Annotated in this window: 20 protein-coding genes and 1 pseudogene; 9 read left to right on the plus strand and 12 right to left on the minus strand. The window is 68.3% G+C overall.

The genetic code is table 11. From position 1 onward, the window contains the following. Position 1 precedes the first annotated feature (1 nt). From EV672_RS14655 to ftsZ, 4 genes are all read left to right on the plus strand, one after another. On the plus strand, positions 2-973 hold the full coding sequence (locus EV672_RS14655) for a D-alanine--D-alanine ligase (RefSeq protein WP_133610518.1): 972 nt from the start codon (positions 2-4) through the stop codon (positions 971-973). A 16-nt stretch (positions 974-989) separates the two neighbouring features. Beyond that, entirely contained in the window at positions 990-1,877 is an 888-nt protein-coding gene (locus tag EV672_RS14660) for a cell division protein FtsQ/DivIB (RefSeq protein ID WP_133610520.1), read from the plus strand. A 14-nt stretch (positions 1,878-1,891) separates the two neighbouring features. After that, complete coding sequence (gene ftsA, locus EV672_RS14665) at positions 1,892-3,121, plus strand: cell division protein FtsA (RefSeq protein WP_133610522.1); 1,230 nt, start codon at positions 1,892-1,894, stop codon at positions 3,119-3,121. Positions 3,122-3,188: 67 nt separating this feature from the next. Beyond that, positions 3,189-4,442, plus strand: a complete 1,254-nt coding sequence (ftsZ, locus tag EV672_RS14670; RefSeq protein ID WP_133610524.1) for a cell division protein FtsZ — start codon at positions 3,189-3,191, stop codon at positions 4,440-4,442. 256 nt (positions 4,443-4,698) lie between these two features. Here the strand turns inward: ftsZ and EV672_RS14675 are convergent. From EV672_RS14675 to EV672_RS14695, 5 genes and pseudogenes are all read right to left on the minus strand, one after another. Then, positions 4,699-6,066 (minus strand): annotated as a pseudogene (locus tag EV672_RS14675) (methyl-accepting chemotaxis protein); the annotation flags it as partial. A 163-nt stretch (positions 6,067-6,229) separates the two neighbouring features. After that, entirely contained in the window at positions 6,230-7,459 is a 1,230-nt protein-coding gene (locus EV672_RS14680; protein ID WP_133610528.1) for a multifunctional CCA addition/repair protein, read from the minus strand. After that, a complete protein-coding gene (rsmA, locus tag EV672_RS14685; protein WP_133610530.1) occupies positions 7,456-8,316 on the minus strand; it encodes a 16S rRNA (adenine(1518)-N(6)/adenine(1519)-N(6))-dimethyltransferase RsmA in 861 nt (286 codons plus the stop codon). The genes EV672_RS14680 and rsmA overlap by 4 nt, the downstream gene beginning before the upstream one ends. Then, positions 8,306-9,721 carry a peptidylprolyl isomerase gene (locus tag EV672_RS14690; protein WP_166643592.1) on the minus strand — a complete coding sequence of 472 codons (1,416 nt, stop codon included), beginning with the start codon at positions 9,719-9,721 and terminating at the stop codon, positions 8,306-8,308. The genes rsmA and EV672_RS14690 overlap by 11 nt, the downstream gene beginning before the upstream one ends. Positions 9,722-9,734: 13 nt before the next feature. Further along, positions 9,735-12,353, minus strand: a complete 2,619-nt coding sequence (locus tag EV672_RS14695; RefSeq protein WP_133610534.1) for an LPS-assembly protein LptD — start codon at positions 12,351-12,353, stop codon at positions 9,735-9,737. Positions 12,354-12,476: 123 nt separating this feature from the next. Between EV672_RS14695 and EV672_RS14700 the strand changes: the two genes are divergently transcribed. Together EV672_RS14700 and EV672_RS14705 are read left to right on the plus strand one after the other, a co-directional pair. Next, positions 12,477-13,577 (plus strand): aminoglycoside phosphotransferase family protein, encoded by a 1,101-nt coding sequence (locus EV672_RS14700; protein WP_133610536.1) that lies wholly within the window; start codon positions 12,477-12,479, stop codon positions 13,575-13,577. 92 nt (positions 13,578-13,669) lie between these two features. Beyond that, on the plus strand, positions 13,670-15,292 hold the full coding sequence (locus EV672_RS14705; protein ID WP_243738711.1) for a DEAD/DEAH box helicase: 1,623 nt from the start codon (positions 13,670-13,672) through the stop codon (positions 15,290-15,292). Positions 15,293-15,318: 26 nt separating this feature from the next. Here EV672_RS14705 and EV672_RS14710 read toward each other — a convergent pair whose 3' ends face one another. Further along, complete coding sequence (locus tag EV672_RS14710) at positions 15,319-16,338, minus strand: AraC family transcriptional regulator (RefSeq protein ID WP_166643593.1); 1,020 nt, start codon at positions 16,336-16,338, stop codon at positions 15,319-15,321. A gap of 209 nt (positions 16,339-16,547) precedes the next feature. On the opposite strand from EV672_RS14710, the gene EV672_RS14715 reads away from it, so the two are divergent. The 3 genes from EV672_RS14715 (at position 16,548) to EV672_RS14725 (ending at position 18,696) form a co-directional block, all read left to right on the plus strand. Then, a complete protein-coding gene (locus EV672_RS14715; protein ID WP_133610540.1) occupies positions 16,548-17,744 on the plus strand; it encodes an alkane 1-monooxygenase in 1,197 nt (398 codons plus the stop codon). 92 nt (positions 17,745-17,836) lie between these two features. After that, positions 17,837-18,460: a sigma-70 family RNA polymerase sigma factor gene (locus EV672_RS14720; RefSeq protein WP_133610542.1), complete on the plus strand. Its 624-nt coding sequence runs from the start codon at positions 17,837-17,839 to the stop codon at positions 18,458-18,460. Positions 18,461-18,462: 2 nt separating this feature from the next. Continuing rightward, the gene (locus EV672_RS14725; protein WP_243738712.1) at positions 18,463-18,696 is read left to right on the plus strand and encodes a zf-HC2 domain-containing protein; all 234 of its coding nucleotides are present in this window, start codon (positions 18,463-18,465) and stop codon (positions 18,694-18,696) included. On the opposite strand, the gene EV672_RS14730 is transcribed toward EV672_RS14725, so the two are convergent. The 6 genes from EV672_RS14730 to EV672_RS14755 form a co-directional block, all read right to left on the minus strand. Beyond that, positions 18,652-19,449, minus strand: a complete 798-nt coding sequence (locus EV672_RS14730) for a transglycosylase domain-containing protein (protein ID WP_133610544.1) — start codon at positions 19,447-19,449, stop codon at positions 18,652-18,654. The two genes, EV672_RS14725 and EV672_RS14730, sit on opposite strands and share 45 nt — an antisense overlap. 5 nt (positions 19,450-19,454) lie before the next feature. Continuing rightward, the gene (gene aroE, locus EV672_RS14735) at positions 19,455-20,348 is read right to left on the minus strand and encodes a shikimate dehydrogenase (RefSeq protein ID WP_133610546.1); all 894 of its coding nucleotides are present in this window, start codon (positions 20,346-20,348) and stop codon (positions 19,455-19,457) included. Further along, positions 20,345-21,271 (minus strand): energy transducer TonB family protein, encoded by a 927-nt coding sequence (locus EV672_RS14740; RefSeq protein ID WP_133610548.1) that lies wholly within the window; start codon positions 21,269-21,271, stop codon positions 20,345-20,347. Before EV672_RS14740 ends, aroE begins: the two co-directional genes overlap by 4 nt. 64 nt (positions 21,272-21,335) lie before the next feature. Beyond that, positions 21,336-23,405: a ribonuclease catalytic domain-containing protein gene (locus EV672_RS14745; RefSeq protein ID WP_133610550.1), complete on the minus strand. Its 2,070-nt coding sequence runs from the start codon at positions 23,403-23,405 to the stop codon at positions 21,336-21,338. A gap of 93 nt (positions 23,406-23,498) precedes the next feature. Beyond that, the gene (locus EV672_RS14750) at positions 23,499-24,107 is read right to left on the minus strand and encodes a YqiA/YcfP family alpha/beta fold hydrolase (protein WP_133610552.1); all 609 of its coding nucleotides are present in this window, start codon (positions 24,105-24,107) and stop codon (positions 23,499-23,501) included. 75 nt (positions 24,108-24,182) lie between these two features. After that, entirely contained in the window at positions 24,183-25,439 is a 1,257-nt protein-coding gene (locus EV672_RS14755) for a glycerophosphodiester phosphodiesterase (RefSeq protein WP_133610554.1), read from the minus strand. Positions 25,440-25,572 lie beyond the last annotated feature (133 nt).

The following is a 25,572-nucleotide window of genomic DNA, read 5'->3' on the forward strand; positions in this document are numbered from 1 at the left end:
GATGAGCAACGTGCATGTGAATGCCTCCCCCATCGACGTGGCCTCGCTGGGCCGCGTGGCCGTGCTCTTCGGTGGCACCTCGGCGGAACGCGAGGTCTCGCTGATGTCGGGCAGCGGTGTCTTGAAGGCCTTGCAGTCGCAAGGTGTGGACGCCTTCGCTTTCGACCCGGCCGAGCGCCCGCTGCAAGAGCTCAAGGCCGAGGGCGTGAGCCGCTGCTTCATCGCCCTGCATGGCCGCGGCGGGGAAGACGGCACCGTGCAAGGCGCGCTGGAGTTGCTGGGCATCCCCTACACCGGCTCGGGCGTGATGGCGTCGAGCATCGCCATGGACAAGGTCATGACCAAGCGCATCTGGCGCTTCGAAGGCCTGCCCACGCCGGACTGGCGCATGGTGGGCAGCGTGGCCGAATGCGAGCACGCCCTGGTGGCGCTGGGTGCGCCCATGATCGTCAAGCCGGCGCGCGAGGGCTCGTCCATCGGCCTGAGCAAGGTGACCGATGTGTCGCAGTGCGCCGCCGCCTATGCCGCCGCCGCCCAGCACGACCCCGAGGTGCTGTGCGAACAGTTCATCGAGGGCGAGGAAACCACCTGCCCGGTGCTGACCGTCGAAGGCGAGGCCCTGGCCCTGCCGGTGATCCGCATCGTTGCGCCCGGTGGCAACTACGACTACCAGAACAAGTACTTCACCGACGAGGTGAAGTACCTCTGCCCGAGCCAGCTTGACGCCGACGAAGAGGCCGAGATCCAGCGCCAGGTGCTGCGCGCCTTCAAGACGCTGGGCTGCCGTGGCTGGGCCCGTGCCGACGTGATGATCCGCAAGACCGACCGCCAGCCCTTCCTGCTGGAGATCAACACCTCGCCGGGCATGACCGGCCACTCCCTGGTGCCCATGTCGGCCAAAGCGGCCGGCCTGAGCTACGAACAACTCTGTGTGCACCTGCTGGCCTCGGCCAGCCTGGACCAGCCCGCCTGAGGAAGCCGAGCACGCCATGCAAGCCGCCGCCGCCCTCCACCTGCCACGCGAAGCCGATGAGGCGTCTCAGGACGTCCGCTGGATGAACGCGGCCGCAGCCTTGCTGCTGGGGGTGGCCGTGTGCGGCTTGCTGTGGGCCGGCATGCAGCGCCTGAGCCGCTTGCCCTTGTTCGCGCTCCAGCAGGTGCAGCTCGAAGGCGACCTGGTGCGCAACAACATCGCCACCGTGCGCGCCAACATCGTGCCGCGCCTGCCGGGTGGCTTCTTCCAGACCGACCTGGCGCGCGCCCGCGAGGTCTTCGAGGCCGTGCCCTGGGTGCGCCACGCCGTGGTGCGGCGCGTGTGGCCCAACGAGTTGCGCGTGCAGCTGGAGGAGCACCGCCCCGCCGCCTACTGGCAGCACGAAGACCGCGACGACCAACTCGTCAACACCTTCGGCGAGGTGTTCGATGCCAACATCGGCGATGTGGAAGAGCGCCTGCCCACGCTGGACGCGCCGGCCAACGCAGGCCCGGGCGAGTCCCGCGCCATGCTCGACATGCTGCGCCGCTTGCAGCCCGTGCTGGCGCCGCTGGGCAACATCGACACCCTGCACCTGAGCGAACGCGGCTCCTGGTCGGTGGACCTCGACAACGACGCCGACATCCAGTTGGGTCGCGGCAGCGAAGACGAAATCGTCGCCCGTGCCCAGCGCTTCGTGCGCACCTTGCCCGAGCTCAAGCGACGCTACCCAGCGCCGCTGTCTTACGCCGATTTGCGCTACCCCGAAGGCTACGCCGTCAAGCTCCGTGGCACGACCACCTCGCAGGAGGTCCCGAAGCCCGGCGCTGTGCGCAAACCACTGCCTCCTGCCAACAACAAAACGCCCGCGGCCCCTTCGCGAAGCGTGAATTCAACTCGATAATCGACGCACACACCATGGCCAAGGAATACAAGGATCTGGTAGTAGGACTCGACATCGGCACCGCCAAAGTGATGGCGGTGGTGGCCGAGGTCCTGCCGGGTGGCGACTTGCGACTCGCCGGCCTCGGTGTCGCTCCTTCGCATGGCCTCAAGCGCGGTGTGGTCGTCAACATCGACGCCACCGTGCAGTCCATCCAGCAGGCTTTGAAAGAAGCCGAGCTCATGGCCGATTGCAAGATCAGCCGCGTCTGGACGGGCATCACCGGCAGCCACATCCGTGGCCAGAACTCCACCGGCATGGTCATCGTGCGGGACAAGGAAGTCGCGCCCCTCGATGTACAGCGCGTGGTCGAGACCGCCAAGGCCATCAACATCCCCAACGACCAGCGCCTGCTGCTGGTCGAGCCGCAAGAGTTCATCATCGACGGCCACGAGGTCAAAGAGCCCATCGGCATGAGCGGTGGCCGCCTCGAAGTGAAGGTGCACATCGTCACGGGCGCGCAAAGTGCGGCCGAGAACATCGTCAAGTGCGTGCGCCGCTGTGGCCTGGAAGCCGAGCAGCTGGTGCTGAACCCGAGCGCATCGTCGGCCGCCGTGCTGACCGAAGACGAGAAGTCGCTCGGCGTGGCCATGGTGGACATCGGCGCCGGTACCACCGACGTGTCCATCTTCACCGATGGCTCGGTGCGCCACACCGCCGTCATCCCCATCGCCGGTGACCTCATCACCAGCGACATCGCCATGGCGCTGCGCACGCCCACCAAAGACGCCGAGGACATCAAGGTGGACTTCGGCGTGGCCAAGCAATTGCTGGCCGATCCGAACGAGCACGTCGAGGTGCCCGGTCTGGGCGACCGCGCGCCGCGCATGCTTTCGCGCCAGGCCCTTGCCGGCGTGATCGAGCCGCGCGTCGAAGAAATTTTCTCGCTGGTCCACCAGGTGATCCGCGAGTCTGGTTACGAGGAACTGCTGTCGTCCGGCATCGTGCTGACCGGTGGCTCGGCGGTGATGCCGGGCATGGTCGAACTCGCCGAAGACATTTTCTTGAAGCCGGTGCGCAAGGGGACGCCCTTGTACTCCGGCGCACTGCACGACATGGTGGCGAGCCCCCGCTCGGCCACCGTCATGGGCTTGCTCGAAGAGGCAAGACTCGCGCGCATGCGCGGGATGAAGGCGGCGCAACAGGCAGGGTCGGTCCAGTCCCTGTTCGGTCGCGTGCGCGATTGGTTCGTGGGCAACTTCTGACATCGAAACAGAAGCACCCGCATTGGAAATTCAATTGGCAACTGCTTGAGACAAAGAGAGGTCTGACATGGCAATCGAGATGATCGAAAACTTCGACATGGGCACCCAGATCAAGGTGATCGGGGTGGGTGGCGGCGGCGGCAATGCCGTCGAGCACATGATCGCGCAGGGCGTGCAAGGCGTGCAGTTCATCTGCGCCAACACCGACTCGCAAGCGCTCAACCGCTCCAGCGCCGAGTTCCAGCTGCAGCTGGGCAACTCGGGCCTGGGCGCAGGTGCCAAGCCCGAAGCCGGCCGTGCGGCCGCCGAAGAAGCCGTGGACCAGATCCGCACCGCGCTGGACGGCGCCCACATGGTCTTCATCACCGCCGGCATGGGCGGAGGCACGGGCACGGGCGCAGCGCCCGTGATCGCCCGCGTGGCCAAGGAAATGGGCATCCTGACCGTCGGCGTGGTGACCAAGCCTTTCGAGTTCGAAGGCAACCGCCGCATGAAGCAGGCCGACACCGGCCTCAACGAGCTGGAAGCCAACGTCGATTCGCTGATCGTCGTGCTCAACGAGAAGCTGCTGGAAGTGCTGGGCGATGACATCACCCAGGAAGAGGCCTTCAGCAAGGCCAACGACGTGCTGAAGAACGCCGTGGGCGGCATCTCCGACATCATCCACATCCCCGGTCTGGTGAACGTGGACTTCGAAGACGTCAAGACCGTGATGAGCGAGCCGGGCAAGGCCATGATGGGCACGGCCACCGCCGGCGGCCCGGACCGCGCCACCAAGGCCGCCGAAGCCGCCGTGGCCTGCCCGCTGCTGGAAGGCATCGACCTGTCTGGCGCGCGCGGCGTGCTGGTGCTGATCGCGGCTGGCAAGTCCAACTTCAAGCTGAGCGAGTCGCGCAACGCGATGAACACCATCCGCCGTTACGCCGCCGAAGACGCCCACGTCATCTACGGCACGGCCTACGACGAGAGCCTGGGCGACCAGCTGCGCGTCACCGTCATCGCCACCGGCCTGAGCGGCACCCGCCGCGCGCAAACCCCGATGACCGTGGTGCACAGCGCCCCGGCCACGCAGGTGTTTGCCCGCACCGGCACCGACAACATCCCCGTGCTGACCCAGCCTGTGGGCCACATGGCCGCACATGGCGGTGCTGCCGGCGGTTCGTCGATCGGCATGGGCCACGCCAGCGATTTCAGCGGCATGAACACGCCCAGCGTGTGGCGTTCGGGCCGCACCCAGGCCGCTGCCAAGGTCGATGCCCTGGCCAGCAATGGCATGGACGAAATCGAGATCCCGGCCTTCCTGCGCAAGCAAGCCGACTGAGGCTCGTTCCCGTTCTCTCTTTCGATCTCTCTGTCTGATTTCCCTCTGTCCCGCCCGGGGCAGAGGGTTTTTTGCATGCCGACGCTCAGGCCATGGTCTTGAAGGCCGACACCGCCTGCGCCAGTTGTTGTGCCTGCTGCCTCAAGCTCTCTGCGGCGGCCGAAGTTTCTTCCACCAGTGCGGCGTTCTGCTGCGTGGTTTGATCCAGGTTGTTCACGGCCGAGTTGATCTGGCCCACGCCCTGGCTTTGCTCGGTGCTCGATGAGCTGATCTCGGCGATCAGGTCGTTGACCTTGCGCACCTGCAGCACCACATCGTCGATGGTCTGACCGGCCTGGTTGACCTGGTTGGTGCCCATCTCCACCTTCTCCACGCTGTCGGTGATCAGGCCCTTGATCTCGCGGGCGGCATTGGCGCTGCGCTGTGCGAGCGAACGCACCTCGCTGGCCACCACGGCGAAGCCGCGGCCTTGCTCGCCAGCACGGGCGGCTTCCACGGCGGCATTCAGCGCCAGGATGTTGGTCTGGAAGGCGATGCCATCGATCACGCCGATGATGTCGGCGATGCGGCGGCTGGAGTCCTGGATGGCCGACATGGTGGCCACGACATGGCCCACGTCCTGGCCGCCTTGCGTGGCCACCTGGGTGGCTTGCAACGCCAGCTGGTTGGCCTGGCGGGCGTTGTCGGAGTTGCCGCGCACGGTGTCGTCCATTTGTTGCATGGAGGCGGCCGTCTCTTGCAGGCTGGCGGCCTGGTGTTCGGTGCGGGCCGACAGGTCGGCGTTGCCCTGGGCGATCTGCGCCGAGGCGGTGGCGATGGATTCGGTGCCACTGCGGATGCGCCCGATCAGGGACGACAGGTTGCGGCTCATGGTGTTGAGCGTTTCGCCCAAGGCGCTGAGTTCGTCCTTGCCAGACACCTGCAGCTGCCGGCTGAGGTCGCCTTCGGCCACGGCCTGGCTCAGGCGCACGGCGTCGTTCAGCGGCTGGGTGATGGAGCGGGTGATCAGCAGCGCCATGGTGGCGCAAACCAGCATGCCTGCGATCAGCACGCCCGCGGTCGTCCACTGGGCCTGGCGGTAAGCGGCATGGGCCGAGTTCACCGCTTGGCGAGCGCCTTCGGCGTTCAGCTTGGTGTCCTTCTCCAGGGTGGCGGCCAGCGCCAGGTAGGTTTTGCTGGACGCACCGTTGAGCAACTGGCGGGCTTCTGCCAAGCCCTCGTCACCTCGGTTGGACTGGACCAGCACCGGGTCCACGGTGGCGTGGTAAGCGTCCAGCTGGGTGCGGATGTCCTGGAACAGGGCGCGCTCTTCGGGCGAACTGATCATGGGCTCGTACTCGCTGAGCAGGGTGGGCAGCGTTTGGGTGCGGATGTCATCGATCCGCTTGAGCTGCGTGGCCTTGGCCGCTGCATCGGTTTCCAGGATGTGGCGCATCAGCGCGCGGCGCTCGGTGTTGACCGTGGCGTCGATGCGCGACAGCACTTGCACGCTGGGCAGCCAGTTGCCGCTGACGTCGTCGGCGCTGTCACCCATGCGGGACATGCTCAGCAAGCCGGCGCCGCCGGTCAGCAGCACCAACAGGCAGGCCATCAGGAAAGCAGCCGCCAGGCGGCCGCCGATGCTCAGTTGTCTCAATGCGTTCATGTCAGTGCCCCGGGAATCTTTGGTCCATTCACGTTGGCCTATCGGCACGTCGGGCAAAGGCATGAGGCCGAGGCGGCACCTTGACTCGGCTTTGTTGCAGATTTTGCAGAATTTGGGCGCCTGGGCGTGCACCCTGCCCACTTCAGCGCGTGCTGAGATGCTGCGTCAGGGCGTGCAGCCGGGCTTGCGCGATGCGCTGGCCGATGGCGGGACCTGTCAATCCAAGTGCGAGGGCTTGCGCAGACACGGCGGCGGTGTCCACGGCCAGCACGCAGTCCAGGGCCTGCCGCAGGCGCGGGCCCGGGGCGTAGGGCGTGTCCTCCAAACCCAGGCGACCGCGGGCGTCGCACTCGCAGGCCAGCAGCACCTCGTGGAAGCGCTGGGGTTTGCGGATGGCGTCACAGCGTTCCAGGAGGCGGAAAACTGCCTCGGCGCCGAATTCGCTGCTGCGGTGGAGGTTGCCGTGCTCGCGCGCGACCACATCGGCCAGCTCGCGGCAGTCGGTGGGCACGCGCAGGCGCTGGCCCACGGCCTTGAGCAGCTGGGCGCTGCGACCTTCGTGGCCGATGTGGCGGGGCAGCACGTCGGGCGGGGTCGTGCCTTTGCCGAGGTCGTGGCCCAGGCAGGCGTAACGCACGGCCAGGGAGCCTTGCAGGCGGGCGCTCATGTCGAGCACCATCATCAGGTGCACGCCGGTGTCCACCTCCGGGTGGTAGTCGGCGCGCTGCGGCACGCCCCACAGGCGATCGACCTCGGGCAGCAGGCGGGCCAGGGCGCCGCAGTCGCGCAGCACCTCGAACATGCGCGAGGGGCGGTCTTCCATCAGGCCGCGGGCCAGCTCCTGCCAGACGCGCTCGGCCACGAGGTGGTCCACCTCGCCGGCAGTCACCATCTCGCGCATGAGCCGTGCCGTTTCGGGCGCCACGCTGAAATCGTGGAAGCGGGCGGCGAAGCGCGCCAGGCGCAGGATGCGCACCGGGTCCTCGGCGAAGGCGGGCGAAACATGGCGCAGCACCCGCGCGGCCAGGTCGCGCTGGCCGCCCCAGGGGTCGATGACGGTGCCATCGGCATCCTCGGCCATGGCGTTGACGGTGAGGTCGCGGCGCGCGAGGTCGTCTTCCAGGGTGACGTCTGGCGCCGCGTGGACGGTGAAGCCGTGGTAGCCGTGGCCGCTTTTGCGTTCGGTGCGGGCCAGGGCGTGTTCTTCGCCGGTGTCGGGGTGCAGGAACACGGGGAAGTCTTTGCCGACGGGGCGAAAGCCCGCGTCCAGCATGGCTTGCGGCGTGGCGCCCACGACGACCCAGTCTCGGTCACCCACGCTGCGGCCGAGCAGGCGGTCCCGCACGGCACCGCCCACCAGGTAGGTTTTCATGCCGGTTTTCTGACCTGTGCGGCCAGGGCCAGGTACTCCGCCACGGGCACTTCTTCGGCGCGGCGCTGCAGGTCGAAGTCGGTGGTGATGCCTTGTTGGGTGATCCAGGCGCCCAGGGTGTGGCGCAGGATTTTGCGGCGCTGCGAGAAGGCCACGGCCACCATCGCTTCCAGCACCTTGGGGTCCACGTCGGGCACCTCGGCCAGCGGCGTCATGCGCACCACGGCGGAGTTCACCTTGGGCGGCGGGTCGAAGGAGCCCGGTGGCACATCGACCACGCATTCCATGTCGTAGCGCCACTGCAGCATCACGCTCAGGCGGCTGTAGTCCTTGTGGCCGGGCGTGGCCACCATGCGGTCCACCACCTCTTTTTGCAGCATGAAGTGCTGGTCCACGACCACGTCGGCGCAGGGCAGCAGGTGGAAGAGGATGGGGCTGGAGATGTTGTAGGGCAGGTTGCCGATCATGCGCAGCTTGACGCCGCGCTCGCGCGCGAGCTGGGCGAAGTCCACCTTCAGCACGTCGGACTCGATCACGTCGAGCTCCGGGCGCAGGCGCAGGCGCGCGGCGAGGTCGCGGTCCAGTTCGACCACGGTCAGCTTCTCGCAGCGCTCGACCACCGGGTCGGTCAGTGCACCCAGGCCGGGGCCGATCTCCACCAGTGCTTCGCCCGGCTTGGGCGCGATGGCGCGGACGATCTCGGCGATCACGCCCTGGTCCACCAGGAAGTTCTGGCCGAAACGCTTGCGCGCGATGTGACCGCCGCCGCCAGCGACCGCGCGCGGGCGACCCTGGCCGCTGTGGCTGCTGGTGTGGCCGCCGTGGCCGGGGCGCTTGCCGCCGCGCTCAGGGCGCATCGCGCATTTCCACGTAGGCCGCGGCGCGCAGCTCGCGGGCCCACTCTTCGTACGTGGCTTCGAACTTGCGCTCACGCAGCACGCTGCGGGCGGCTTCGCGACGCTGGGCATCACTCAACTGGGCTTCGCGGCGCTCGATGAGCTGGATGAGGTGCACGCCAAACCGGCTGACCACGGGCTCGGAGATCTGGCCCGGCTGCAAGGACAGCAGCGCCTTTTCGAACTCGGGCACGAACTGGCCGGGCGAGGCCCAACCCAGCTCGCCGCCCTTGGCGCCGCTGCCGTCTTCCGAGTGCTGGCGCGCCATCTGTGCGAAGCTGGTCTGGCCGTCCACGATCTGTTTGCGGATCTCGTTCAGGCGGTTGACCAGGGTGGCGGTGTCCCCCTGGGGCGTGCTGCGCAGCAGGATGTGCCGGGCGCGTTGCTGCGTGTAGGTGGCCTGTGCGCTGCTTTCGCGCTCCAGCAGCTTGACGATGTGGAAGCCCGCGTTGGAGCGCACCACCGGCGCCACCTGCCCGACCTTCAGGCCCTGGGCGGCGTTGACGAAGAGCTCCGGCAGCCGGCTGAGCTCGCGCATGCCGAAGGCGCCACCGTCGTTGCGGGTGTTGCTGTCGTCGGAGTGTTGCTTGACCAGCTGCGCGAAATTCTCGCCAGCAGCCACGCGGCGTTGCAGGTCTTCGGCCTTGGCCTGCAGCTGAGCCACTTGCGCGGGCGTGGCGCGCTCGGGCACACCGATCAGGATGTGCGCCAGGTTCAGGGCCGTTTCGGTCTGGGCGGCCGGGTCGGTGGCCAGGAAGTTCGTGACCTCTTCTTCGCTGAGCGCGATGCGCGCCGTCACCTCGCGTTCGCGCAGCCGCTGCAGCAGGAGCTGCTCGCGCAGGCTGCTGCGGTAGCGGTCGTAGTCCAGACCGTCCACGGCCATGCGCTGGCGCAGCTCGCTGAGGGTGAGCTGGTTCTGTGCAGCGACGTTCTCGATGGCCTGGTCCAGCTCCGAATCACCCACATTCAAGCCAATGACGCGGGCGTGGGAAATCTGCACCTTCTCGTCGATGAGGGCGTCCAGCACCTGGCGGCGCAGTTCCTCAAAGGGGGGCAGGCGGGTGCCTGGCGCGCTGGCGTCCTGGATGCGGCTGACACGCTTGTCCACCTCCGTGTGCGTGATCAGCTCCTGGTTGACCACCGCGACGATGTAGTCGGACGTGGTCTGGACGCCGGCGATCTTGAGTTCCTTGCTCAGGGCGCGGTCACCGGGGATGCGTGGCGTCAGCGAGGGGCCGTCGTTGCGGCGCAGCTGGGCCGATGCCGGCGTGGCCACCACGACCACCGCGGCCGCGGCCAGGCACAAAGCCACGGCGCGCGACAAGGTCCTGAAGGCACGAACATCTGCAAAGGGGGCGCTGGACATCAGGGGTGCTCGCTCATTCATCGCTGTAGGGGGTGGTGTTGCCGGGCTGGGCCAGGGGCTTGCCCTCGTCGCGCAGCAGGCGGTAGCCAGGCACATTCTGCTTGAGGACGCGCAGCGGGTTGGCGCCCAGGGCGAGCTGGGACAGGCCCAGCAGCTCCAGCTGGAACATCACGCGGGTGTTGGCCTTGCTGGTGCCGAGTGCGACGCGTTCGGTGACGACGCGGCCGATCCAGCAACCGGCGTCGTATTCCACGCCCACCAGGGAGTTGATGATGCGCTGGTCGCGCATGCTGTGCGTGATGCGGCCCACGGTGTACCAAGTGCCGCCACAAGCGCCTCCGGCCGAGGGGCGGCGCGGGTTGAGGTCGAGCAGGTCAGGGGAAGTGGCCTGGGTCATCACCTGCTGCAGCGGCGGTGTGTGCCCGGCAAAAGGCCATTGCCAGCCAATTTCGACCTGCTCCGACGCGGTGCGCCGGTAGCGGTAGGTGGCGCTGACGGTGCGCCAGTTGCCCGGGTAGTAGCGCACCGTCATGGCGCCTTGCTCGGTCTGGCGGTTCTGAGCGCTGTACTGCACGGTGCTGTCCACCGACCAGTTCGGGATCACCGAGGTCGAGGCCTGCAGCAGCAGGTCGGACAGGCGCTGCGTCACGGGTTTGCTGTCCAGCGGGTTGATGCGCTGGTCGGCCAGCAGCACCTTCTGCGCGATGCCCAGGCGCAGGGCCTCCGCACCCGTCTTGCTGTCCAGCAGGCGGGACTGCACGCCCACCGTCACCTGGTTGGCGTCCGAGATGCGGTCGCCGCCGGTGTAGGCGTTGTCGGTGTAGATGGCGTACTGGTTGAAGTCGCGCGGTGCGCTGTCGAACAGCGGCAGGTCGTTCTGGCGGTGGTAGGGCGTATAGACGTAGAGCACGCGCGGCTCCAGCGTCTGGATCAGGTCGCGGCCGAACAAGCTGGTGGCGCGCTCCATGGAGAAACCGCTGTCCAGGCTGAAGGTCGGCGTGACGATCGTGGCGCTGCGGCGGTTGCCATCGGCGACTTTGTCGAGGTCGTAGCTGACGCCGCGCAGCGTGGCCCGCGGCAGCACGTTGATGCCGCCCAGCGTGAAGGGCCGCTCGACGATGGCGTTGGCGTTGACGCGGTTGCCCACGACCTGGGTCGGGTCCGCGTTGCCGAAGCGGTTGAACTCGCCTTGCAGGCCGAAGACGACACCGCTGTCGCTCACACTGCGGCTGCGAAAGCCCATCTGCGGCTCGCGGCGGTAGGGCGTGCTGATGTTGCTTTGTGTCGGGTCGGAGGGCGGCGCGAGGTCGCGCAGCGTCTGCCAGGACTGCACGCTGCCGTAGAAGGTGGTCTGGCTGTTGCCCAGGCCCCAGTAGCGCTGGTTGAGGGTGGTCTCGACGTTGGCGTGGCTGTCGTACAGGCGCGGCGTGGTCGAGAACTGGATGTGGGAGAAGTCCTTCCAGAAATTGTCGTCCGAGGCGCGCAGCAGCTTGATGTCGTAGGTGGTCTGGGCGAGGGCGTCCGTCTTGCCCAGGCTGCCCTTGTGGACGAAGTCGATCAGGCCGCGCGTGCTGCCGCGCAGCTTGTCGTCCGGCAGGCCGAACACGCGCAGCTTGCCGGTGTCCTGCGCCTCCATGTAGCGGAACTCGATGTCGGCGCCAGCGCCACGGCGGGCCGACACGGTGGGCGCGATGGTGGCGTCGCGGTTCGGCGCGATGTTCCAGTAGTACGGCGCGGACAACTCGAAGCCGCTGGCGCTGTCGAAATAGAAGCTGGGTGGCAGGAAGCCCGATTTGCGCTGGTTGTCCAGCGGGAAGGTCAGCGACGGCGCGGCCAGCAGGGGCACGCCCATGAAGCGGATCACCGCGTTCTTGGCCTCGCCTTCGCTCTTGTCGAAGTCCAGGTCCACCTGGCTGGTCTGCAGCTCCCAGTCGGGGCGGCCGGGTGTGCCATCGGGTTCGTCGTCCGGTGTGCAACTGGAGTAGCGCGTGCTGTGGGCGCGCAGGCGGTTTTCGCCCAGGAATTCCACCAGCTCGGCCTGGCCGCCGGCTTGCGTGCGGGCGAACCAGAAGTGCGGGCGGATGAAGTTGCCTTCCAGTGTGTCCAGCCTGAGCGTCAGCTCCGGGCCGGTGAACAGGTTGCCGTTGCTGGAGATGCGCACGTTGCCGCGCGCCCGCGCCGTGTTGTCGGCCTGGGTGTGGACGAGGTCGTCGGCGCGCACGCGCATCTCGCCCTGGCGCAGGCGCACCGAGCCGCTGGCGTGGGTGCGCTCGCCGGAGGTGCCGTCCATCGAGTCGGCCTCGAAGAACAAGGGCAGCTTGCCGTCGCGCCGGTTCATGCGCGGCGCGGGCAGCGAAAAGCTCATGCGCGAGGCGGGTGTAGAAGGCGCGCTGGCCGCAGCGGCGGCGCTGGCTGCTGTGGGGGGCGTGCCTGCTTCGGCCAGTGCCTGCGCATCGGCGTGGTGCCAACCGGCTTGGGCCACAGCCCAGGCGCAGGCCAGGGCGACCGGTGTCCACCCAGATGCCAGCGGGGCCGACAGGCGCGAGCGCACCCTGGCACCTGCCTGGCGGGCGCGGGCAAGGTGGGCGGAGGGCTGCACCCGGGCGGGCGAGGTCTGGCGAGGTCGGTTCAAGGGTGGGGTCACGGGTGGCGCGTCGCAGGGGGCTGCAGCAGGGGCTTCCCGTCAGGTGAGCCGGCCTTGCCTAGAATCGCCGCATTATTTCATGAGCCGGCCTTGCCGCCGCCTCGCGCACACATGACCACCGCCGACACCTCCTCCACCGCTTCCCCCATCGCCTGGGCCGACCCCGCCCGTGCCCAGGCCTTCGACGCCTGGCTGGACGGCCTGCGCGCCGAACACGGCCTGCTGCCCGAGACGGTGCGCGCCGCCAGCGCCGACGCCAGCTTCCGGCGCTATTTCCGCATCGACACGGCCGCAGGCGCCTCCTTGATCGCCATGGACGCCCCGCCAGACAAGGAAGACTGCCGCCCCTTCGTGGCCGTGGACCGCCTGCTGGCCGCCGGTGGCGTGAACGTGCCCACCATCCATGCCTGGGACGAGGCACAAGGCTTCATGCTGCTGAGCGACCTCGGCGCCCACACCTTCTTGTCCACCCTCGACATGACCGAGCTGGACCACCACCCCGGCCGCCCCAACCGCCAGCGCTACACCGCCGCCCTGGCCGAGCTGCTGCGCATCCAGGCCGTGCCGGCCGACAGCCTGCCGCCTTATGACGACGCCCTGCTGCAGCGCGAGCTCGACCTGCTGCCCCAGTGGTACTTCACCCAGCTGCGCGGCCAGGTGTTGTCCGACGCCGACCGCACGATGCTGGACCACACCTTCGCCCTGATCAAGGCCGAATGCCTGGCCCAGCCCGTCGGCTTCGTGCACCGCGACTTCCACAGCCGCAACCTGATGGTTGACCCGACCGACCCCACCGCCCGCCCCGGCGTGATCGACTTCCAGGACGCCGTGCGCGGCCCGCTGACCTACGACCTGGTCAGCCTGCTGCGCGACGCCTACGTGATCTGGGACGAAGACATCCAGCTGGACCACGCCGTGCGCCACTGGGAAGCCGCGCGCAAGGCCGGCCTGCCCCTGTCCGACGACTTTGGCGAGTTCTGGCGCCAGTTCGAGTGGATGGGCCTGCAGCGCCACCTCAAGGTGCTGGGCATCTTCGCGCGACTGGCCATCCGCGACGGCAAGCGGCAGTACCTGGGCGACATCCCCCGCGTCTGGACCTTCGCCCACCGCGTGGCCTCGCGCTACCAGGGCCTGGGGCCGCTGGCGCGCCTGCTGGAACAGGCCGAAGCGGCCCATGGCGGCACCCAGACCCAGGTGGGTTACACGTTTTGAGCCTCCGTTTGAGCCGATCGTGGGGTGTCATCTGAGGGGATGCGTGCGAAAAGTGCGCAAAAAAACGGCAATCCAGGGATAATCCCGCCTTGATGACCGACCACACCCCCGAGATGAACGCCGCAGCGGACGCTGTGCCCGCAGCCCCTGTCGATGCAGCCGTCCCCGCCGCCACCGATGCCGCGGAGGCCGCGCCCCCCGCGCCGGCCCGCTTCGACACCCTGCCCCTGGACCCGAAGATCCTCGCCGCCATCGCCTACCCGACGATGACGCCGATCCAGGCCAAGGCCATTCCCCTGGTGCTCGCGGGCCGCGACGTCATGGGCGCCGCGCAAACCGGCACCGGCAAGACCGCCGCGTTCTCCATCCCGCTGCTTCAGAAGATGATGAAGCACGAGAACGCCAGCATGTCGCCCGCTCGCCACCCGGTGCGCGCCATCGTGCTGGCCCCCACGCGCGAGTTGGCCATCCAGGTCGCCGACAACGTCAAGACCTACGCCAGCAAGTGCAACCTGCGCTCGGCCGTGGTGTTCGGCGGCATGAACATGAAAGAGCAGACGGTCGAGCTCAAGGCCGGCGTTGAGGTGCTGATTGCCACCCCGGGCCGCCTGATCGACCACATCGAGGCCAAGAACTGCAACCTGTCGCAGGTCGAGTACGTGGTGCTCGACGAGGCCGACCGCATGCTCGACATCGGCTTCCTGCCGGACCTGCAGCGCATCCTGAGCTACCTGCCCAAGACCCGCCAGACCCTGCTGTTTTCGGCCACCTTCTCGACCGAGATCAAAAAGCTGGCGCAAAGCTACCTCCAGGACCCGGTGCTGGTCGAAGTGGCCCGCCCGAACCAGACGGCCACGAATGTGGAGCAGCGCTTCTACAAGGTCGATGACGATAACAAGCGCCACGTGATCCGCCAGATCCTGCGCGACCGCGACATCAAGCAGTCCATCGTTTTCGTCAACTCCAAGCTGGGTTGCGCCCGCCTGGCGCGCACCTTCGAGCGCGACGGCCTGCGCACCTCGGCCCTGCACGGCGACAAGTCGCAAGACGAGCGCATCAAGTCGCTGGACGCCTTCAAGCGCGGCGAGGTGGACCTGCTGGTGGCCACCGACGTGGCCGCACGCGGCATCGACATCGCGGCCCTGCCGGCGGTGTTCAACTTCGACATCCCCTTCAACGCCGAAGACTACGTGCACCGCATCGGCCGCACGGGCCGCGCGGGGGCGTCGGGTCTGGCCGTCTCGCTGGTCACGAGCAGCGACGCCCGCCTGATGGGTGACATCGAAAAGCTGATCAAGAAGAAGATCGACGTCGAGGCCTTCGAGCTGCAGGGCAGCCGGGGTGGCGATCGCAGTGACCGCGGCGATCGGGGTGAGCGCAGCGAGCGCCCGACCTACCGCCGTCGCGACGAGTCCTTCGACGACCGGCCCGACCTGCCCTCGGCAGGCGCTGCCTTCGGTGCCCCGCGTGAAGCCCGCGAAGCCTACGCCCCGCGCGACCGCGACAGCCGCCCCAGCCGTGCGACCCCGCGCCGCGCCCCGGCCGACCCCTTCTTCGACAAGCCCTACGAGCCTTCGGCCGCCGCCGAGCCAGCATCCTGGGAAACCAAGGATTCGGTCTCCACGGCCGCTGCCGGCAACGGCCTGTCGCGCTTCATCAAGCCCAAGCGCAAGGTCGCGGCCTTGCTGGGCGGCTCGGGCACCACGCGCCGCTGAGCCGCTGAAGCTGCGCCGGAGGCCGCTCAGGCCGCCGCAGACAGTGGGCCTGGGCCGAGGTGTGGGCCGGTGTGCGGCACCAGATGCTGCTGGGCCCTGGCCGCCACGGCCGCGTCTGTCTGGCGCAGTCGCCACACCGAGGGCGACACGCCGTACTCCCGCTTGAAGGCCTGGCTGAACGCCGCCTCCGAGGCATAACCGACCTGGTCGGCCACCTTGCCGACCGACAGCGCCGAGTGCGCCAGCTGCCGCGCGGCCAGCCGCATGCGGTGGCGCGTCAGGTAGGTCAGGGGCGGCTCGCCCAGTGTTTGCGTGAAGCGGTCGGCGAAGGCCGAGCGCGACAGGCAGGCCTCGCGGGCCAGGTCGGGCACCGTCCAGTTGTGCTGCGGGTCGCGGTGGATCAGCGCCAGCGCCGTGGACAGCGCGCGGTCTTTCAGCGCGGCCAGCCAGTTGCCCGAGCCCTCGGCCACCGTCTCGACGTGGTCGCGGATGCACTCCATGAAGAGGATGTCGCCAATGCGGTTGAGGATGGCCTGCTGGGCCGGGCGACGCTGCATCACCTCCAGGGCCAGGAACTGCAAACCGACCGCCAGCCAGGGCGGCGGGGCCTCGCCCAGGCCGCGCACGTGCAGCACCGGGGGCAGGGCGCGCACCAGTGGCGCGGCCATGTGCACATCGAAACGGGCGTGGGTGCTGATGAGGTGGCAGGCCTGCGGGCTGTCGCCGTCGGTGGGGCTGCTGCTCACGCGGGCACCGACCACGTCTTGCGCCATGTGGGGCAGCAATTCCTGGGCGATGGCCGCGCTTTGGGGGCGGTCCTGGATGTGGTGCGGGGTGCCGTTGGGCAGCACGACCAGGTCGCCTGTTTCCAGCAGCAGCGGCTCGGCGTCGTCGCGCATCAGCCAGGCTTGACCCTGGGTGATGACGTGGGCACAGGCCAGGCCAGGTGTGGCCAGGCGCCAGGACCAGGGCGGGGCATTGACCGACGAGACGAAGACCACGCCGTCGAAGTGCATGTCGTCCAGAATCAGGCTGAGGGTGTCCATGCTGACGCAGCTTGCCACGGATGCAAGCGCCGCGCACCGGGCAAAAGTCCGCATCGCCAGCGCGATCCGCCGTCATGCGCTGTGGCTTGCGCTGTGCAGGGTTTGTCCGCCCCTGCGGTCGGCGCATCGCACAAGTCCTGCGGCCGCTGGCGGCTTCCGCTGCGGGCGCTGTTTGCCGACACTGTGGCCATCGAACAAGGAGTTGTCCCATGTCCCAAGCCACCCTCCACCCGACGCCTTCTGCGCATTGGGCCGACCCCAAGCGCTACCTGTGGCTGCTGGGCCCGGCCATCCCCGTCATTGGCGCTGCCATGCTGGCCGTCTATTGGCAAACCCAGGCCACCTGGAGCCTGTGGTTCGCCGTCGCTTTGGTGCACCTCATCCTGCCCGTGCTGGATTTCATCTTCGGCGAAGACGCCGCCAACCCGCCCGACGCGGCCCTCAAGGCGCTCGATGCCGACCGCTACTACAGCTGGGTGCTCTACGCCTTCGTGCCTTTGCAGATCGCCGTGACCATCCTGGGCGCCTGGATGGCCGCCACCCTGGACATGCCCTGGCACCACCTGCTGGGCCTGGCCATCAGCGTGGGCATCGTCAATGGCGTGGCCATCAACACCGCGCACGAACTTGGCCACAAGAAAGACAAGCTCGACCGCTGGCTGGCCCGCATCTCGCTGGCACCGACCTTCTACGGCCACTTCTACGTCGAGCACAACCGCGGCCACCACAAGAACGTGGCCACGCCGGAAGATCCGGCCAGCTCGCGCTTTGGCGAAACCTTCTGGGCCTTCTGGCCGCGCACCGTGGCGGGCAGCCTGCGTTCGGCCTGGCACCTCGAGGCCGAGCGCCTGCAGCGTTTCAACAAGGGCGTGTGGAGCCCTGACAACGAGAACCTGCAGTCCTGGGCGATGTCGTTCGTGCTGTTCGGTGGCCTGCTCGCCGTGCTGGGCTGGAAAGCCTTGCCCTTCCTGCTGATCCAGGCGGTGTATGGCTTCTCGCTGCTGGAGGTGGTGAACTACCTGGAGCACTACGGCCTGAAGCGCCGCAAGAACGCCGATGGCCGCTACCAGCGCTGCGAGCCCGAGCACTCGTGGAACAGCAACCACACCATCACCAACCTCTTCCTGTACCACCTGCAGCGTCACAGCGACCACCACGCCAACCCCACGCGCCGCTACCAGACCCTGCGCCACTTCGACGACAGCCCGCAACTGCCCTCGGGCTACGCCGGCATGATCACGCTGGCCTACATCCCGCCGCTGTGGTTCGCGGTGATGAACAAGCGCGTGATCCGCCACTACCAGGGCGACCTGGACCGCATCAGCTTCGACCCGGCCAAGCGCGAGGCCCTGATGGCCCAATACGCCGACCACGCGGCCAGCGTGCGGGCGCAGGCCACGGCCTGACAGCCTCCGACAGAGGCCGACCGTGGAGCGGACGCGCTACAGTGCAGGGGCGTGATCCGCGCCGCCCCTGCACCCCGTCGTGTCGCCCACCCATGTCCGTCCCTGCGAACGCTCCTGCCCTGGAACCTGAGCCTGGCCCCGCGCCCGACAGCCTGGCCGACGCCGGCTTCGTGGCCGGCCTGCGCCAGCAGATGGTCAAGTTCGCGCGCCTGCACCTGGGCGACAGCCACCTGGCCGAGGACGCCGTCCAGGAGGCCCTGGTGGGCGCCTGGACCGGCGGGCAGCGCTTTGCCGGGCGTTCGGCCTTCAAGACCTGGGTGTTCGCCATCCTCAAGCACAAGGTGGCCGACTTGCTGCGCCACAAGCAGCGCATGGTCGATGCGAGCTCCTTGCTCAAGGAAGGCGAAGGGCAATCCCTCGATGACTTCTTCGACGACAAGGGCCACTGGCTGCAAGACGCCAAGCCCGCCGCCTGGCGCTGCCCCGAGGCCAGCCTGGAGCAGCAGCAGTTCTGGGCCGTGCTGGAGGTCTGCCTGGACGGCATGCCGGCCGCTCAGGCCCGCGTCTTCATGATGCGCGAATTCATGGATTTCGAGACCGAGGAAATCTGCACCACCGTGGGCATCAGCAGCAGCAATTTCTTCGTGATGATGCACCGTGCCAGGCTGCGCCTGCGCGAGTGCCTGGACCAGCGCTGGTTCGCCAAGGAGGCATGAGCATGGGCAAGCACCGCGTGATGATCCAGTGCGACGAGGCCACCCGGCTGCTGTCGGACGCCCAGGACCGCCCACTGGGCGCGGGTGAGCGCACCGTGTTGCGCATGCACACCTGGATGTGCAGCGGCTGCCGCCAGTTTGGCGCACAGGTGGGCTTCATCCGCCAGGCCATGACGGGCTTTGCCGAGCGCTCAGGGGATCTCGACGCCCCCCATGCGCGCGACGATGGTGCCTGAGCGGCCCATCACATAGGCCGAGCGCGGCTGCAGCTCGAAGCGCTTGGGCGCGGGCAGCATCACCGCCAGGCGCGCAGCCTGTGCGGCGCCCAGCTGGCTGGCATCGACCTGGAAGTAATGGCGTGATGCCGCTTGTGCGCCGAACACGCCTTCGCCCCATTCCACATTGTTGAGGTAGATGTCGAGGATGCGGTCCTTGCCCAACAGGCCTTCGAGCATGAAGGTGATGGCGAACTCCTGGCCCTTGCGCAGGAAATTGCGCTCGCTGCTCAGGAAGAGGTTCTTGGCCAGCTGCTGGGTGATGGTCGAACCGCCGATGACCTTGGGCGTGGCGTTCAGCGCCGTGGGGGGCGGCGGTGCCGCGCGGCCGCGCTTGGCGGCGCGCTCGGCCGCACGCTGGTAACGCGCTTGCGCGTCGGCGCGGACTTTCTCTGCGCGGGCCTGGGCCTGGTTGTTCTTCTTCCAGGCGTTCTGCAGCGCGTCCCACTCCACGCCGTGGTGATCGACAAAGTTGGCGTCTTCCGAGGCGATCACGGCGCGGCGCAGGTGGTCGGAGATGCGACTGCCGTCCACCCACTCCTGGCGCCAGGCGATGCGGCCTTGCGTGCGCAGCAGGCGGGCCGCTTCGCTGCGCTGGAAGGTGGTGGATGGCGGGTCCACCACGCGCATCAGCGCGATGCGACCGAGGAAGAACAACTGCAGGCTCAGGACGCTGAGCACGAGCAACACGGAGATCCGCCAGACAGCGCGCATCGGTGTCAGGCTCCGGGGGCGTCCACCAGGGCGCGCAGCTCGCGCAGCACCGGGGCGGTGTCGGGGCGCACGCCGCGCCACAGCAGGAAGCTCTCGGCCGCTTGCTCGACCAGCATGCCCAGGCCGTCGCGGCCGGTGGCGCCGTGCGAGCGGGCCCAATCCAGGAAGCCTTGGGCGGCCGGACCGTACATCATGTCCAGCGCCAGGCTGCCTGTGCGCAGCACCTGCGGGCCCACGGGCACGCCTTCGCCCGAGAGGCTGGTGGCCGTGCCGTTGACGACGACATCGAACGCCTCACCGGCATCCTGCAGCGACCGCGCGCTCAGGCGCACGCCGTGTTGCCGGGCGACGTCAGCGTGCCGCGCCACCAGTTCTTCGGCCTTGGCCACGGTGCGGTTGGCCACCACCAGCTCGGCGCAACCCGTTTCGATGAAGGGCCCCATCACGCCCGCGCTGGCGCCACCCGCGCCGATCAGCAGCACGCGCTGGCCCGCCAGGGGCACACCGGCGTTGACGGTGATGTCACGCACCAGGCCGATGCCATCGGTGTTGTCGGCCAGCCAGCCGCCATGGGCATCCGCATCGAAACGCAACACGTTGGCGGCCTGGGCCAGTTCGGCGCGGGCTGTGCGGCGTGCGGCCAGCGCGAAAGCCTCGAACTTGAACGGCACGGTGACGTTGCAGCCGCGTGCGCCATCGGCGGCGAAGGCCTGCACCGTCGCAGCAAAGGCATCGAGCGGGCAGAGCAGGCGGCCGTAATCCACCGCCTGGCCGGTTTGCTGGGCGAACAGGCTGTGGATGTGCGGCGAGCGGCTGTGGGCCACCGGGTTGCCGGCCACGGCGTAGCGGTCAACGCGGTGATCGACCGCGCGGTCGAGGGTGCTGTCTGCGGTGCTCATGGTGCGGGCGGGGGCTCGGGTGTCTGGGGGGCGGGCGTGGCCGGGGTGGCGGACTGCACCGTGGTGGCTTCCAGGCCGGCGTCGCGGGTGAAGCGGAAGCGCGAGGAAATCAGCAGCAGGTCGTGGCCGGCGCTGACCTCGGGGGGCACCGGGTCGAACTGGCCCATGGCCATGACGATGCCGCGGGCGCGCTTGTCCAGCGCCTTGTTGCCCGAGCTGCGCGTGACGATGGCCTCGACGATCTTGCCCTGGCGGTTGACCCACACCTCCATCACCAGCTCGCCGTACAGCTTCTGGCCGTTGGCGCTGGGGAAGTGCTCGGTGCCGGCGCGCTCGACGCGGGTGCGGAAGGCGCTGTAGTAGAGGGCATCGGCCGATTTCAGCGTGGCCGGGCTGAGGTAGCGCTTCTTGGGCCGGGCGTTCTCCTCAAAGATGCGCTTTTCCAGCTCGGCCAGCAGCTTGGTGAGCTGGCGGCGGCGCTCCTCTTCGGCCTGGGCCTGCTGGGCGTCGGTGGGCGCGCGGGGCTGCGGCGGAGGCAGGGCGGCCAGTTCCTGGCGCACCTGGGTGAGCAACTGCTGCTGCTCGGCCTGCATCTGCTCGATCATGCGGGCGGTTTGCGCCAGTGCATCGCCGACTTCGTTGTCGGGTGACGGCGGCAGGGGCGAGGTGGCGCGCACGTTGGTGCTGGCCTCACCGCCACCGGCCAGGTTTTGCTGCGCCAGGGCTTGGGCCTGGTCGGGCTTGGCCTCGCTGCCGGCGTTCACCAAAATCACTTCCAGCGGCGTGTTCTCGAAGGTGCGCTGGAAGCCCTCCGGGTCCACCAGGCGGAAGCTGAACAGGCCGATGTGCAGCAGCGCCGACACCCCCAGGCAGACCTGCAGCAGGCTGAGGGACTTCCACAGGGCGATCAGGCGAGGGGGCATCGGCAGGTGCTTCGCAAGATGACGGCGGGGGACGGCGGGCAGTGGCTGGCGGCGGTGGCCTGGCTCAGGCGCCAGCGGCCGGTGCTTCGGGGGCATCGGCATCGGCCACATCGATGGCCAGCGTCAGCGGCCCTGCATTGTCCAGCACCTCGCTGTCGTCTTCCTCGCTCGCGTCAGCCTGGGCCGCGTCGCCTTGGGACTCGGCCTCATCGAGTCGGGCGATGACGCTGGCGTGCACATCGAGCGTCAGCAGGTCCACGCCGGTGACGCGCACGCGCACCTTGGCATGGCGCGGCAGGTTGTCGGCGCCAATGGCCTTGAAGACCAGGGGCAGGGTGTCGGCGCGCACCAGGCCGTTGACCATGACGGCGCAGTCCAGCTCGCTGATGCCTTCCTGGCCGAGGTGCTGGATCGTCCAGTAGCGCTCCATGCTCGACTGGAAGCCGTTGTAGGCGCTGTAGGCCCCGTCGAAGTTGGAGATGACGGCGAACAGTTCGGCGTCTTTGGGCTTGAAGGGCGCGACCAGCGCGGCGGTGCGGCCGTTCTTGGCGCAAGCGATGATCTGCCACTGGTTGACGAGGTCCACGTAGCGGCGCAGCGGCGAGGTCGCCCAGGTGTACTGCGCCACGCCCATGCCGGCGTGCGGCGCGGGCTTGGTGGACATGCGCACCTTGATGCCCGGCTGCAAGCTGGCCTGGCTGCGGTAGATGCCGGGCACGCCGAGCTCGGCCAGCCAGCCGCCCCAGGTGCTGTTGGCCAGGATCATGGCCTCGGCCACGATGAGGTCGAGCGCCGAGCCGCGCTGGCGCGTGCCGATGAGCACCTGCTCGTTGCCCTGCGGCTCGATGCCATCGGACATGGTGTTCGCACCGTTCGGGCCGATCAGCTTGAAGCTGTAGTCCGGGCGGTTGAAGATTTCGGGCTTGCCGCGCACCACCTCGCGTTGCGCCTTCAGGTGCTGGGCCAGGCGGAAGGCGAAGGCCAGCTCGGGCGCGAAGGCGTAGTCGGCCGGGGCCTCGCCGCTCAGCGTCGCGTTGGTGATGACGCCGTCGAGCTGATCGTGGCGCAGGTTGGCCGCGATCGGCACGCGCTCCAGCTTCGTTTCGCTGGCCTTGCGCTCCAGCGTGGCCTCGTCAAAGCTCACGTACAGCGAGACCGCCGGGCAGTCGCGCCCTTCGATCAGCGTGTAGGCCTGCACCACCTCGTCGGGCAGCATGGTGATTTTGTGGCCGGGCATGTAAACGGTGGACATGCGCGCGCGGCCAAGTTGGTCCACCGGCGTGCCCGGGGCGATGGCCAGGCCCGGTGCCGCGATGTGGATGCCGTAGGTGACGGTGCCGGTGCCCAGGCCCTGCACGGACAGGGCGTCGTCGATCTCCGTGGTCATGGAGTCGTCGATGGAGAAGGCCTGGACGGCGGCCAGCGGCAGCTCGTCCTTGACGGGCGGGGCCTCCAGCGGCGAGAAACCCGTGCCCTTGGGGAAGTGCTCGAACAGGAAGCGCTTGTAGTGGAACTGGTAGGGGCTGTCGATGGCGCCGGCCTCTTTCAGCAGGTCCAGCGGGGCGCGCTGCGTGGCCTTGGCCGCGTCCACCACGGCCTTGTAGGCCGGGCCGTTCTTGTCCGGCTTGAACAGGATCTTGTAGAGCTCGTCCTTGATGGGCTGCGGGCAGGTGCCGGCAGCCAGTGCTTGCGCCCATTGTTCGATCTGCAAGGCCTGCTGCTTCTTGCGCTCGATGGCGACCAGGGCCTGTTTGAGGATGTCCTCGGGGGCCTTGCGGAAGCGGCCCTTGCCACGGCGGTGGAAGTAATGCGGCGTCTCAAAGAGGCGCATCAGCATGGCGGCTTGCTCGACGGCGCTGGCCGTGGCGCTGAAGTACTCGCGGGCGAGCTCGTCGAAGCCGAACTCTTCTTCCGGGGCGGTCTCCCAGACGAGGTCCACGTCGATGTCGGTGGCGAGCGCGGCGGCCTGCGCCAGCAGCTCGGCCGGCGCCGGCTTGGCGAACTTGATCAGCACGTTGGCGGCTTTCGCCTTCACGCGCTTGCCCGAGTCGAGCTCGATCTGCATCGAGGCGTCGGCTTCGGACATCACACGGCCAGCCAGGAACTTCCCGGCATCGTCAAACAGGGCAAACATCGAAAGGGGGTCTCTTTGGGTTCAGGCCGCGATTGTCCCATTTTGGCGCGACGGCTTGATGCCTTGGCCTGTCGGGCGTGTCGGGGCTGTCTGTCAGGCGCCGCGCTGGGTCAAGCCCAGCCAACGCAGCAGCGCCGGCATGTGCAGTGCGAAGTCGCTCACCGCGTGGTCGCTGCCGTCGAGCAGCGTCACCTGGGCGCCTTCGTGGTGAGAGAACATCTCGCGCCAGTCCAGCACCTCGTCGCCCTTGGCGATCAGCGCCCAGTGGCGCTCCGGGTGGTGCAGGGGGTAGGGGTCCAGCAGCGCGAACTGGTGGATGAATTCCTCGCGAAAATAGAAGCGCGCGCTCGGATCGTGGCAGGCGGTTTGCTCGCCGATGTGGCGGGCCAGGTCGCGGGCCGGGGCCACGGCCGGGTTGATGAAGGCCGCGCGGCAACCCAGCAACTCGGCCAGCACCGCCGCGTAAAAACCGCCCAGGGACGAGCCGATGACGGCCATGTTTTCGCGCGGCCACAGCGCCACCAGCTCGCGCAGTTCGGCCACCGTTTGTGTGGGCGATGGCGGCAGTTGCGGGCAGTACCAGGCCACATCCACCCCTTGTTGCTGCAGTTGCTGCACGGCAGCGCCCAACATCTGCGCCTTGTTCGAGTGCGGCGAAGAGCGGAAACCGTGCAGGTAGAGCAGGTGGGTGGGCGGCGTCATGCCCCGCATTGAACGCCCGCAGGCGGTGACCCGTCAAGGTCACCGCCCGATGCCCGGTTCACAGGTGCGCGTGCCTCACTTCGCGATGAAGGCGTCGCGTGCCTGGCGGCCCAGGAAAGGGTGGTCGGTGAAGAAGCCGTCCATGCCCAGCTTGAGGAAGGCGGTGATCTGGCCTGCCAGGTCACCAAAAACGCCCGCATCGGCAGGGTTGGTGCTGCTGTCGAAGTCGCTGGGCAGGAAGTTGTTTTCGGCGCGGAAGGTCCAGCCGTGCACCTTCAGGCCGACCGCGTGCGCGTCGCTCACCAGCGTGGTGGGCGTGCCCAGCTTGCCGCCCACCAGCGGGATCATCAGGTTGGTGTTGGCGCCCACACCGGTGGCGTAAGTGGCGATCTCTTTCAGGCCTTCGGGCTTGGCGAGGTCGGCGTAGGTGCGCTTGTCGCCGGCCACGGTGAAGTCATAGGGCTGGCCCGAACCGTTGAGCAACTGCACCAGCGGCAGGCGTGTGCGGGTGGCCAGGGCCTTGAGGTTGCCCACCTCGAAGGACTGGATGAACACGGCGGCGTTGGGGCCGCGGTAGCCGTGGCGGTGCAGGCTGCGCAGCAAGGGCTCTTCCAGGGAGAGGTTGATGCCGTCGAAGTAGGTTGGGTGCTTGGTTTCGGGATAGACGCCGATGGGCTTGAACTTGGCGGCGGCCTTGTGGCCACCTTCGGCCAGGGCCCTTGATTGGGCATGGGCGCGGCGGCGCTCGTTGGCCTGGTCCACCAGGTTCAGCACCTCTTCGAAGGTGGGCACCTCGAACATGCGGTCAAAGCGGGTGTTGGCCACGCGCAGGCTGGGCAGGCGCTCCTTGGCGCGCAGGGTTTTCAGCTCGGCCAGGGTGAAATCTTCGGTGAACCAGCCGGTCAGGCTGACGCCGTCGATGAGCTTGGTGGTCTTGCGGTCGGCGAACTCGGGGCGTTCGGCCACGTCGGTGGTGGCTTCGCGGATGCTGCCGTCGGCGTTGACGATGGCGATGGCGTTCTCGTGGCGGGCCACCAGCACGCCGTCCTTGGTGCTGACCAGGTCGGGCTCGATGTAGTCGGCGCCTTGCTCGATGGCCAGCCAGTAGGCCAGCAGCGTGTGCTCGGGCACGTAGCCGGACGCACCGCGGTGGCCGATGACCAGGGGCGCGGCCATCGTCGGCTGCGAAGTGGCATGGCGGGTGGCGTCGCTGGCGTCAGCACCGGCATCGTGGGCCTGGCTGAGGTTGGCGCAGGCGGCCAGGGCCAGCGCGGCGATGGGGGTCAGCAGGCGTGCGGCGGGGCGGGCGTGGGTGACGGGGCGGAAGGACATGGCGGGCTCTCCTGGATCTTGCGTGTGGTGAAAACAAGCTGTCTGGCCAGACTAGGAGGACCGTGTGTCGCCTGCGTGAACGGGGGGATGCCGTGAGGCTTGTCACAAAGCTGTCAGGGATAGCCCAATAGGA

The organism is Aquabacterium commune, assembly GCF_004362855.1.
In the GTDB taxonomy this organism is placed as follows: Bacteria; Pseudomonadota; Gammaproteobacteria; order Burkholderiales; family Burkholderiaceae_C; genus Aquabacterium; species Aquabacterium commune.

Coding starts and splice junctions, on each gene's coding strand:
- EV672_RS14655 (WP_133610518.1), top strand. CDS start 2: ATGAGCAACGTGCATGTGAATGCCTCCCCCATCGACGTGGCCTCGCTG.
- EV672_RS14660 (WP_133610520.1), top strand. CDS start 990: ATGCAAGCCGCCGCCGCCCTCCACCTGCCACGCGAAGCCGATGAGGCG.
- ftsA (WP_133610522.1), top strand. CDS start 1,892: ATGGCCAAGGAATACAAGGATCTGGTAGTAGGACTCGACATCGGCACC.
- ftsZ (WP_133610524.1), top strand. CDS start 3,189: ATGGCAATCGAGATGATCGAAAACTTCGACATGGGCACCCAGATCAAG.
- EV672_RS14680 (WP_133610528.1), bottom strand. CDS start 7,459: ATGAAAACCTACCTGGTGGGCGGTGCCGTGCGGGACCGCCTGCTCGGC.
- rsmA (WP_133610530.1), bottom strand. CDS start 8,316: ATGCGCCCTGAGCGCGGCGGCAAGCGCCCCGGCCACGGCGGCCACACC.
- EV672_RS14690 (WP_166643592.1), bottom strand. CDS start 9,721: ATGTCCAGCGCCCCCTTTGCAGATGTTCGTGCCTTCAGGACCTTGTCG.
- EV672_RS14700 (WP_133610536.1), top strand. CDS start 12,477: ATGACCACCGCCGACACCTCCTCCACCGCTTCCCCCATCGCCTGGGCC.
- EV672_RS14705 (WP_243738711.1), top strand. CDS start 13,670: ATGACCGACCACACCCCCGAGATGAACGCCGCAGCGGACGCTGTGCCC.
- EV672_RS14710 (WP_166643593.1), bottom strand. CDS start 16,338: ATGGACACCCTCAGCCTGATTCTGGACGACATGCACTTCGACGGCGTG.
- EV672_RS14715 (WP_133610540.1), top strand. CDS start 16,548: ATGTCCCAAGCCACCCTCCACCCGACGCCTTCTGCGCATTGGGCCGAC.
- EV672_RS14720 (WP_133610542.1), top strand. CDS start 17,837: ATGTCCGTCCCTGCGAACGCTCCTGCCCTGGAACCTGAGCCTGGCCCC.
- EV672_RS14725 (WP_243738712.1), top strand. CDS start 18,463: ATGGGCAAGCACCGCGTGATGATCCAGTGCGACGAGGCCACCCGGCTG.
- EV672_RS14730 (WP_133610544.1), bottom strand. CDS start 19,449: ATGCGCGCTGTCTGGCGGATCTCCGTGTTGCTCGTGCTCAGCGTCCTG.
- aroE (WP_133610546.1), bottom strand. CDS start 20,348: ATGAGCACCGCAGACAGCACCCTCGACCGCGCGGTCGATCACCGCGTT.
- EV672_RS14740 (WP_133610548.1), bottom strand. CDS start 21,271: ATGCCCCCTCGCCTGATCGCCCTGTGGAAGTCCCTCAGCCTGCTGCAG.
- EV672_RS14745 (WP_133610550.1), bottom strand. CDS start 23,405: ATGTTTGCCCTGTTTGACGATGCCGGGAAGTTCCTGGCTGGCCGTGTG.
- EV672_RS14750 (WP_133610552.1), bottom strand. CDS start 24,107: ATGACGCCGCCCACCCACCTGCTCTACCTGCACGGTTTCCGCTCTTCG.
- EV672_RS14755 (WP_133610554.1), bottom strand. CDS start 25,439: ATGTCCTTCCGCCCCGTCACCCACGCCCGCCCCGCCGCACGCCTGCTG.